A 10,604-nucleotide genomic window follows, 5' to 3' on the forward strand; every position below is an offset into this window, starting at 1 on the left:
GATCACAAATTTGATCACACAAACGATCACATACCCTTATATGGCACAGTTTTAATGATTCCATCAATGATCACAAATCATCACCATTCACTGTTTACTCCCCAACACTTTTCCTACTAATCCGCTCCACAATCTCCATCAAATCATCCGGCTTATGAAACTCAATCGGCGAGACACCTTTATCGAACTCTATCGTATCGGATTCTATCATCAATACATACTTCCCATTAATCTTCCCTAAATGGATGCTATCGCCAAAATCGGCTAACAGTCCTTTGATGGACGTACTCCCAAGCCTCATCCGCAGTTCGGCTTCAGGTGTATGCTCGACAATCTGGGCTGTAGCTTCGACGACTTGGTGTGTTTCAAGGCGTTCCTGGATTTCCCTTTTTTCGCTAGTTTCCCAGATTTCCAGGTCCTGTTCGAATTTCTGCAGTTCGTCACTGTTTTCTTCGAATTGAGCGGAAACATGCTCATGGACCATGTGGATGACCTGGTTTTTCATGATTTCAGGCATCGATTCGCCATATTCGACGAATTTCAAGAAGTCCTCGAAGTAGCGGGCATGTGAGGCCTGGTGGATTTTCAGTTCGCCTTCTTCGACCATTCCTTCTTCGGGCATGTATGGGTATTGAATGGATTTCATATTTTTAGTGGTGATTGCCATTTCAACGTGCCTTATCAAGGTCCGTTCATCCGAAATGGAAGCAACTTTCGGCTCGAAATCACATTTTAATAAGAAAACGAATGGTTCATCAAGATATTTCGTTAATTTTGCCGATGCGATTATGAAGACACCGCCTCGGACGGCACTTGTATCAATATAAGACCGCGTGAATTGTTCATTTTCCCCTTGGAATTCTTCTTTTGTTTTTGCATATCGAACACGGTTAAATACATTGTAATTAGGGTTGGAATCAAGTGCATGCCCTTCTTCGACAATAAAAGAACCGATTTTCGTCGGTATTTGTTCAGTTTTTGGATGACGGTCCACTTTTCGTTTGGAAATCTTCATCAATTCCCCATCCAAAAAGTCCTTTAGAGGACTTTCCTCGTATTCTTGGGTATCGAGAGTTTGGAAATGTTTAAAACGCTTATCAGCCTGATCGCCTTTTCCTTCGACTTGGATTAGATAAAAAGACAGATACGTAATCGTAAAATCCATGAATGTCACCTTCTTCAATTATTAAGCATAATTCCCGTACTTTTTTTAAGACTTAATAAGTATAGTGATGTACATTGATTCCGTCAAACTATTGGTGCATGAATGGTCAGAATAATATTTGTGTATTATTTAATAATAATACATAGAGAAAAAAATGATTTACTATAGGATTAAAAATATTAGCACTTATACAAGGACAAATTAATGGAATATCACTTTATTGATATTAGAATAATGAATTTTTAATCATTCAATGTTAATGATGGATGATTATGTTGAATAATAAAGCTTTCGCTACAAAGATGTTCCGAAAAACAGAATTTTACAATAATAAACCATTGACGAAGAAAAGGGTAATACGTATAATTTGAAAGTCAGATAATTCAGGGATTGCAGAAATTTGTCGAAATTTCTCTGATATAAATGGTAAGTGAAATTATTTGTCTATAGTTTTCAGAATAGTTATAAAATTATGGAGGAGAGAACATGAGTATTTTTAGAAAGAAGTCCATTGAGGACTTGTTGAAAAACGCAGGTTCCGGCGGTAAGGGATTGAAACGGGAACTGGGAGCTTGGGATTTAACGATGCTAGGAATTGGAGCGATTATTGGGACAGGCATTTTTGTTTTAACGGGTACTGGTGCAGTGAATGCTGGTCCTGCACTTTCATTATCGTTCGTCATTGCTGGTCTTGCCTGTTTATTCGCTGCACTTTCTTATGCAGAATTTGCAGCTTCCGTGCCGGTATCAGGTTCGACTTATACGTATGCTTATGCAACTTTAGGTGAATTCGCCGCTTGGATAATCGGCTGGGATTTAATCCTTGAATACTTATTGGCTGTTAGTGCGGTATCGGCCGGGTGGTCGGGCTATTTCCAATCATTTTTAAGTGGATTCGGGATTAACTTGCCGGAGAAATTGACGGCAGCACCAGGTTCGGTCGAAGGTGTCACGACTTATATGAACTTACCAGCCTTTTTGATAGTCATGGCGATTACCTTTTTGATTTCCATAGGTACGAAACAAACGACTAGAATCAATAATATAATGGTCGTTATTAAAGTGTTGGTAGTCTTGTTGTTCATCGTTTCTTCTATATATTATGTGAAACCGGAAAACTGGCAGCCATTCATGCCATTTGGAATCGATGGGGTATTTTCAACTGCCGCTTTAATGTTCTTTGCTTTCATCGGCTTTGATGCAGTTGCATCTGCTGCTGAAGAAACCAGAAATCCAGGTAGGAATTTACCACGGGGAATTCTCGGTTCATTAGTCATTTGTGTAGTGCTTTATATGGCGGTAAGTTTGATCATGACAGGTGTGGTACCGTATGCACAATTCAGCAAGGCTCTTGACCATCCTATTTCTTTGGTCTTGCAAAGCGCAGGACAAAATTGGGTTGCAGGTATCATCGATCTAGGTGCCTTCCTCGGAATGACAACGGTAATCTTGGTTATGTTGTATGGACAAACCCGAATCATGTTTGCGATGTCACGAGATGGGCTGATGCCTAAATCCTTATCAAAACTTCATAAAAAATATAAAACACCTTATGCGGCTTCATGGATATTTGGTTTGATAGCGGCCTTATTGGGAGCATTCATACCTCTTGGTGAATTGGCTGAGCTGGTCAACATTGGAACATTGACTGCGTTTACGATGATTTCCGTAGCGGTCATCGTTTTACGGAAAACAAGACCGGATATGAAACGTGCTTTCTATTGTCCGGCTGTACCGCTCATTCCAGGCTTAGCAATCGTTTTTTGCGTCTTCTTGATGATTCAGCTAGGGAGTCATACATGGATAAGGTTCTTGATATGGATGGCTATCGGAGTCGTCATTTACTTCACTTATTCGCGTAAGCATTCTAATCTTAACCAGCAGGAAAAATAATCATTGAAAAAGGCACTCTCTGGAGTGTTTCAGTTTGACGACAAAAGAGGTTCGGGATGTCTCACCCCGAACCCTGATGTTGATTATCCTTCATGTTTTTTACTTTTTTTGCCTAGTAAGTTATTCGGCAGGAGTGTTGCAAATTTCTTCAATCTAGTGAGGTTTCATAGAAATATAAAGAACCAAAAATAATAAACTAGACTTATTTAAGGGTTCGAGATGAGACTAGCCTCCAGTTTTTTCTTGAAAAAATATTCCAGTTGATTGGAACGGAAGGTACGAGACTCCTGCGGGAAAAGCGCGTCCAAGGGAGACCCCACAGGCGCAAAGAGCGCCGAGGAGGCTTGGCAGACAGTCGGCGGTAAAGGGAGCGGATTTCTGAAATAAACTGGAACTTCTTTTTAGACACTCTCTGGAGTGTTTTTTTGTTTGGACATAAATCGTTCATAAGTCTTGTGTGAAAGAGAAAAATTTATCAAAGTGAATTAAGATTAACAGACTTTATGTCGAAAGAGTATATATGGTAGAAAAAATTGGAGGGCAATTCAATCATGAAAAGTATATGGAGAAATAAACAAAAGATAGATTCAATAGACTATATGCAATATAAAGAACAAGTGGGTATCAATATCACGGAATATCCGAGCGTATTGAATCAAGTGGACATGATTCATTTGACGATCGGGGATTTATGCATAATTCGTTCTTTACAAGAAGGAGTAAAAGAACATTTAACCCAAATTGTAGAAAATTTTTATAAAAATCTAGAAAATGAACCCTCATTAATGAAAATCATTTCGGATAATAGTTCTGTTGAGAGATTGAAAAAAACCCTGCATCGCCATATGTTCGAAATGTTTAGCGGTGCCATTGATGATGCGTATATTAAACAACGTTATATTATCGCACAAGTACATGTGCGAATTGGATTACAGCCAAAATGGTATTTGAGTGCTTTTCAGGATTTATTGCAATCATTAATCATTCATGTGATTTCCGGTATAAAGAATATTGAGCAATATCAAGATAACATTCTGGCTGTCACTAAAATTTTTAATTTAGAGCAGCAAATAGTTTTAGAGGCTTATGAACTTGAAAATGAGAAGATTCGCCAAAAAAACCTAGCAGAAAAAGAAACGATTAAACTACAGGTCAATCATAATGCAGAGGAATTGGCAGCAATCAGTCAAGAGACTAGTTCAGCAACTCAATTAATGGCAAATAAGGTAGGCGAAATTCATGATTTCACTCAAAAGGGGTCAGAGATTGCAATACACGCAGAAGGAAAATCAAATGAAGGAGTCGAGCTTTTACAGGGATTAGAGAAAGGGTTGGTAAAAACGCAGGAGCAAATGACGATTATCTCAAAAGATATGGAACAGCTATCCAATACTTCACAGGAAATTGAACGAATTGTCACGATCATCACTTCAATTGCAGAGCAAACGAATTTGTTGGCGTTGAACGCAGCGATTGAAGCGGCAAGAGCTGGTGAAAATGGTAAAGGATTTGCGGTTGTGGCTGGTGAGGTAAGGAAGCTTTCAGAAAATACCAAGGAATCAGTTTCGGAAGTAGTGAAACTGGTTAATGGAATTGCTCATTTTACCAATGTCATGAACACGTCAATTTCCATGGTTAGCGGGGAAATTACTAAAGGCACGAAACAAGGAATAGAAACTGGCATATTTTTTACTGATATAGCAAAGTCCATGCTTTCTGTTAAAGAGCAAAATATTAAGATCACCAAGGAAATGACAGAGCTAAATGATATATTCGATGAAATTAATGAAGCGTTCAATCAAGTGGCCGTTTCCTCGGATCAATTGACTCAATTGACGATGAACTTGTAATGAAGTTAAACGGTTTGTTTGAAAGAACATCTTATTGGGCTCAATTGTATTTTAAAAAACAACTTGATAGAATATTTCTAAAATGCCCAAAAGTGGTTATAGAATAAGAACAAACAATAAAAAAGAAGGATTTAAATCAATTCCAGGGGATGCCTTTAACAGACTGCTCAATAAATCACTTGATATAAAATAAGTTTAATGTTATATTAATAAAGCGATGAGCTAATTTGTGTAAGTCGAAGAACATGCTTTTAGCTAAACGTCGGGATGTGGCCTGACGGTTCTGCGCCACAAACGCATCAAAGACGCCTGCTGCGTGCAGGCGTCTTTTTCATTTTATCGATTCTTTTCTAGCAGCTTGTACGTCATCTTTGAATTCCTCTTGTATTTCTTCTGTTATTCCCTTGGTTGCATCCTTAAACTCCCTAAGCGAAGTGCCGACTGCCCGTCCGATTTGGGGTAGCTTGTTCGGTCCAAAAACAATTAAAGCTAAAAGAAGGATTAATATTAAACCGGGAAAACCAATGTTAGAAAGCATAAACTAGTCACTCCAATCAAATCTGTTAGTTAATATTATAGACTCCTTCCATGTATTTGCAAATGTTATTTAGGATATATTATAGAGTTCAACATCCGATGATCTTCGCAAAACAAACACTTTCAATTCCGTCCCAATTTTATCTTGCACATTCTATCTAAAAATATTTACGTACCCAAGTATGCCATTCCTTTATAAGATATCAATGAAAGCGGGGGACGGTGAGTGAAATCAGAGTGCCTCCATTATTTTGCCGTTTTGGGCATGACTAATTTGGCTCCACCTGCTTAATGTGTAGCATGAAATTTTTTTGTTGCTTGGGAATGATTAAACTTGCAAGATTGAAGATATTTCGGTATTATAACTATACAAGCTGCGTTGTTCGTAATGATAATTAAGTTTTAACCTTTAAGCTGTAATAGGGAGTTTTACATCGAGACAGGAATGTTATGCCTCGTCACTGACTTGGACAACAGGATTGTTTCTGCAAACACCCACTTTGAGGAGTGGTGGTTTAAAACTTTCTTACTTGAATACGGCAATGGCGGCTTACTACTTTAATAATTAGAAACCAGTTCCGACAGGAACTGGTTTTTTGTTGTTTTTACGGTTTGGAACGTTGAAGATAGGTATAAAAAAGGATGTTATCAGAAATCGTAAATACCATGTAATTAACCTGGTTATGTGAAGTTTTCACGATTTATGAATAATATGTGAAAGTTTTTATTGAAATATCAGATAATTAGCACTTATAATAATAAATAGATAACTAAGTTCACTATTTGTATAAAATGATGATGAGTCGATGTTTTTTAAATGATTACGTAAGCGTTATCATTTGGATGGAATTACTGCAGTCACCTAGAGAGGAGAAAATTTTATGGCTAAAATTAATACGACCGAGGTAATAAGCAACAGTAAATTTAACCGCTTTCATTTTGGGTTGCTGGCATGGTGTTTTATCATTATCCTTTTTGACGGCTATGACCTTGTCGTTTACGGAACGGTTGTCCCGTTATTGACGGAGGAATGGAACCTTACTTCCGTGGAAGCGGGGGCCATGGGCAGCTACGGTCTATTTGGAATGTTGTTCGGGGCCATTTTCTTTGGTACATTAGCAGATCGGATCGGCAGAAAAAACGTAATCGCGATTACACTTATTTTATTTAGTTTGTTTACGCTTTTATGTGGATTTGCGAATACGCCTACGATGTTTTCGACTTTCCGATTTCTAGCGGGATTAGGGCTTGGGGGCATCATGCCGAACGTCATTGCCTTATTGACAGATTATGCACCGAAAACGATGCGGAGCATGGTCGTTTCCATCGTTTTGTGCGGTTACTCATTCGGAGGGATGCTTGCGCCGATACTGGGTATCCTGGTTATGCCGACACTAGGTTGGGAATCAATATTCTGGTTTGCAGGATTACCATTGTTATTTTTACCCTTTATGATGAAACGTTTACCAGAGGCTTCGACACATCTGATCAGAATTAACAAAAAGGAAGAACTGATCAGAATATTATCAAAGGTAAGTCCGGAAAGTAAATTCGACATCAAGGACGAACTTGTGGAAGTGAAAAAAACAGAAGCCAATATGCCGATTGTCGGATTGTTCAAGGATTCCCGTGCTCTTAGCACATTGATGTTCTGGATTGCCTTTTTCATGTGCCTATTGATGGTATATGGATTGAATACATGGCTTCCAAAGCTAATGATCGAGGCAGGGTATGCGCTGAATTCAAGCTTAGGTTTCTTGATCGTCCTTCAAGGGGGAGCTATCGTAGGCACGCTTATCATCGCTAAACTTTGTGATCGTTATGGATCAAAGAAAATGCTTGTGCCGATGTATGCGCTTGGGGCTGTCAGTTTGACGCTATTGGGAATGGGCGGAAGCTCCTTCGTGATTTACACATTGGTAGCGATTGCAGGAGCCTGTACCATTGGTGCCCAAAACCTTGTACAAGCCTATGTTTCCCAGTACTATCCACCAAATATTAGATCGACTGCACTAGGGATGGCATCTGGAATCGGAAGGATCGGCGGTATGCTCGGGCCCATACTCGGCGGTTTTTTATTATCCATCTCGCTACCCATCCAATTGAATTTCATTGCCTTCGCCATTCCGGGTCTGATTGCCGCGGTTGCCTTATCATTCGTTCCAGTGAAAATGGCTTATTACAACAAAAATGATCATTCGGAACCACCTGAAGAAAATGTGGTGGAAACCAATAAAATGAATGTATTGTAAAGTTAAATGCATGAAATGCAGTGAAGGGATACCTTCGCTGTCATTTCATGCCTATTTGTTTTATTGGCCTTTTCCCCGTAGTAATGGGCCTTGACAAGAATTAGCATAAAGATTTACCTGGAATTGTTTGGCTTGACCCATTCTTGAGAAAAGTTGCTTAAATGTTCATAATATCGCAATACGAGTCACTCATTATATAAAGAATAAATGTTAGAATGATGGTACGGATAATTAATTCCTCCTTGAAATGGAGCGAACTAGAAATTAATCTCATCTTTTGTGAGGAGTCATTACTTTGAAAATTTTAAAACATGTAATTTTTTGGTTAAGCATTATAGGAACATTATTCTCTATGATTTATTTCTTTGTAGCGGACATTCCCTTATATGTTAAATTGTTAGGCGGAGCCATCATCCTTTATCTTGGTTATGATCTAATAACAGAATCAAGAAAAAGAAAGCGTAAAGAAGCCTTGGACGCTTAATACTTATACTCATTACAAGCCCTCTTTGATAAGAGGGTTTTTTGTTGATCAATATGGTTAATTGACTTTGATTATTGACAATATTCTAAAAAACTAACTTGATATATAATGAACTTAGTTCTATATATGTATAATTGTCGTTGGAAGTCCATTTTTTAGCTTTTGCCATACCATGCATCATTGCAGCAGTCGCGATTTGGTTCATTCAGGAAAACTTCAGCATATGACCGCAAACAGGCAGGAAAAGAAACTGATATAATGTACACCCAAGCAGCTGAATCACTGTATCAAAATGTTCAAATGAAGATAGACCAAACAACAAGCGGAGAATAAGGGCCTTAAGCCCTTTAATTTCTTTACTGTCTAGGGCCCCATATAATGACTGAAACCCCGACCAAACAGATTACAGCTCCAATCCAATCATATAAATCAGGAGTTTTCTTATCGATGCCCCATCCCCATAAAACCGATAAAACGATGAAAACCCCGCCATATGCAGCATATACACGTCCAAAGGTAGGGAACGTTTGGAAAGTTGCAATGATACCGTATAACACCAACCCGATACCTCCGGCTAAACCTAGATAAATGGATTTACCTTCTCTTAACCAAAGCCATATAAGGTAACCGCCACCAATTTCCGCTAGACCAGCCATAAGAAAAATTACAATAGTAACTAACATATATGTACCTCGCTTCCTCGTTGAATTTTATATGAACCTGTAAATGATCATACTTTACAGAGTTGTTACTAACCAAAGTTAACCGGAACATCACCGTTAAGGCATGAAAAATGATTCTTCACTAAAAGGATATTGTTATGAAGTTGTTTGTGCTGATCTGGTTCCTTCTATTTATTAGATAGAAGTTATAAGTTATTGAAAACCATCTTTCACTTTAAGTGTTTATGTAGATAAGATTAAAAAAAATATATATGGCTGAATGTTCTGACCTCTTGAAGTAGAAGAAACCTATCCAAAAAACTCTGTCATTGTCGATTAATATTTCTTACGATATGATGCATTCAGATTTAATTCAACCATACATTATTGTAATAGGCTTTAACTTGCATAGCACAATATTCATCATATTTCTCAAAGCTACCGACTATAAAAAATAGAAGAATTATTCCTCATGATAAACAGGTATCCATTTTGTGTTCTACACCTTGTTTTCTTTTTTAAAATTTCCAATACGTTAAATACCCAAAAAAAAGACCTGAATTTTTAACTCTAACTTGGATTGCAATACAGATGCAAAGGGTACTATACCTAAATAGGAATATAGTAATCTAGTTGAGGAGTTGCAGCCATGAAATCCCGAACATTTGCATACATGTTAGCGCTATTTCATTCAAGTATTGTCGGCCTATCTTTCTTATTTACGAAAATGGCGATTGCAGAATCGAATCCGCTTGATACTTTGGCGTTCCGATTCACGGTTTCTTTCGTCATCATTTTATTCCTGGTCGCCGTTAAAGTCATTAAGGTGAACTATTCCTGGGAGTCAGTTAAAAATCTGGTCCCGCTATCCTTGTTATTCCCAACTCTTTTCTTTGCCTTTCAAACTTTCGGACTTAAGTATTCGCAATCCACTGATGCTGGGATTTTGTCTGCCGTCACCCCAATTCTAACATTGATGATAGCTGGATATTTCCTGAAGGAGAAAACTTCTTTATATCAAAAACTTTCAATTGTTTTGTCGGTAGTTGGGGTCATTTTTATTTTTGTGATGAAAGGGAGCACCATCAATTTTTCCGACATGCTTGGGATGGTGTTGATCCTGCTATCCTGTATTGCAACGGCGTGTTATACAACGATGACCCGTTCACTTGCAAAGGACTATACACCAGGTGAAATGTCCTTTTTCATGATGGGAACAGGCTTTGTCATTTTTAACGTGGCTGCTCTCGTTACCCATTTAAAACAGGGATCGATGGCGGAATTCTTTACACCATGGTCGAGCATGGAATTCATCAGTTCCATTTTGTATTTGGGAATATTGGCTTCATTGGTCACTTCGTTATTATCCAATACGATTTTATCAAAAATCAAAGCGTCCCAAATGAGTGTGTTTGCAAATCTTTCCACTGTTGTCACGATTGCAGCAGGAGCTCTCATTCTAAATGAAAAGATTACAATCTACGATATATTGGGTTCGATTCTAATCATTTTAGGTGTAATAGGCACGAATTATTTTGGAGTGAAGAAAGAGCATTCAATAAAAGTGAATCTTGAATATAATGAAGGGAAAATGTGAAATGAATGAAAATGGTCCATCCCATTAGGAATGGACCATTCAGTTTGTAGACAAAAGGGGTTCGGAATTAAAAAATTCCGAACCCCTTTTGAAATTCCCTTTTAAATTTTGACCAAAGGTTAAGAGATTTGGGCTCTTCGAGCCACTATGTTAAGCCATTTTAG

Annotated in this window: 8 protein-coding genes and 1 other RNA gene; 6 read left to right on the top strand and 3 right to left on the bottom strand. The window is 38.0% G+C overall.

The annotated features are described in order from the left end of the window. Positions 1-94: 94 nt before the first annotated feature. The gene (locus tag Q8G36_RS23635) at positions 95-1,165 is read right to left on the bottom strand and encodes a DUF3900 domain-containing protein (RefSeq protein ID WP_305162217.1); all 1,071 of its coding nucleotides are present in this window, start codon (positions 1,163-1,165) and stop codon (positions 95-97) included. Between the two features lie 486 nt (positions 1,166-1,651). Between Q8G36_RS23635 and Q8G36_RS23640 the strand changes: the two genes are divergently transcribed. Beyond that, on the top strand, positions 1,652-3,058 hold the full coding sequence (locus Q8G36_RS23640) for an amino acid permease (RefSeq protein ID WP_305162218.1): 1,407 nt from the start codon (positions 1,652-1,654) through the stop codon (positions 3,056-3,058). Positions 3,059-3,609: 551 nt separating this feature from the next. Next, positions 3,610-4,908 carry a globin-coupled sensor protein gene (locus Q8G36_RS23645; RefSeq protein ID WP_305162219.1) on the top strand — a complete coding sequence of 433 codons (1,299 nt, stop codon included), beginning with the start codon at positions 3,610-3,612 and terminating at the stop codon, positions 4,906-4,908. 331 nt (positions 4,909-5,239) lie between these two features. On the opposite strand, the gene tatA is transcribed toward Q8G36_RS23645, so the two are convergent. Continuing rightward, a complete protein-coding gene (gene tatA, locus Q8G36_RS23650) occupies positions 5,240-5,446 on the bottom strand; it encodes a twin-arginine translocase TatA/TatE family subunit (RefSeq protein WP_101222064.1) in 207 nt (68 codons plus the stop codon). A gap of 367 nt (positions 5,447-5,813) precedes the next feature. Between tatA and ssrS the strand changes: the two genes are divergently transcribed. From ssrS to Q8G36_RS23665, 3 genes are all read left to right on the top strand, one after another. After that, positions 5,814-6,001: non-coding RNA, 6S RNA (gene ssrS / locus Q8G36_RS23655), on the top strand. 325 nt (positions 6,002-6,326) lie between these two features. Beyond that, positions 6,327-7,697, top strand: coding sequence for an MFS transporter (locus Q8G36_RS23660; protein WP_305162220.1), 1,371 nt, complete (start codon positions 6,327-6,329; stop codon positions 7,695-7,697). 295 nt (positions 7,698-7,992) lie between these two features. After that, complete coding sequence (locus Q8G36_RS23665) at positions 7,993-8,181, top strand: hypothetical protein (RefSeq protein WP_063233876.1); 189 nt, start codon at positions 7,993-7,995, stop codon at positions 8,179-8,181. A gap of 356 nt (positions 8,182-8,537) precedes the next feature. On the opposite strand, the gene Q8G36_RS23670 is transcribed toward Q8G36_RS23665, so the two are convergent. Next, positions 8,538-8,864 carry a YnfA family protein gene (locus Q8G36_RS23670; RefSeq protein ID WP_305162221.1) on the bottom strand — a complete coding sequence of 109 codons (327 nt, stop codon included), beginning with the start codon at positions 8,862-8,864 and terminating at the stop codon, positions 8,538-8,540. Positions 8,865-9,492: 628 nt separating this feature from the next. On the opposite strand from Q8G36_RS23670, the gene Q8G36_RS23675 reads away from it, so the two are divergent. Then, positions 9,493-10,440 (top strand): DMT family transporter, encoded by a 948-nt coding sequence (locus tag Q8G36_RS23675; protein ID WP_305162222.1) that lies wholly within the window; start codon positions 9,493-9,495, stop codon positions 10,438-10,440. The last annotated feature ends 164 nt before the right edge of the window (positions 10,441-10,604 follow it).

This window comes from Peribacillus frigoritolerans (assembly GCF_030676415.1).
GTDB lineage: Bacteria > Bacillota > Bacilli > Bacillales > DSM-1321 > Peribacillus > Peribacillus frigoritolerans_A.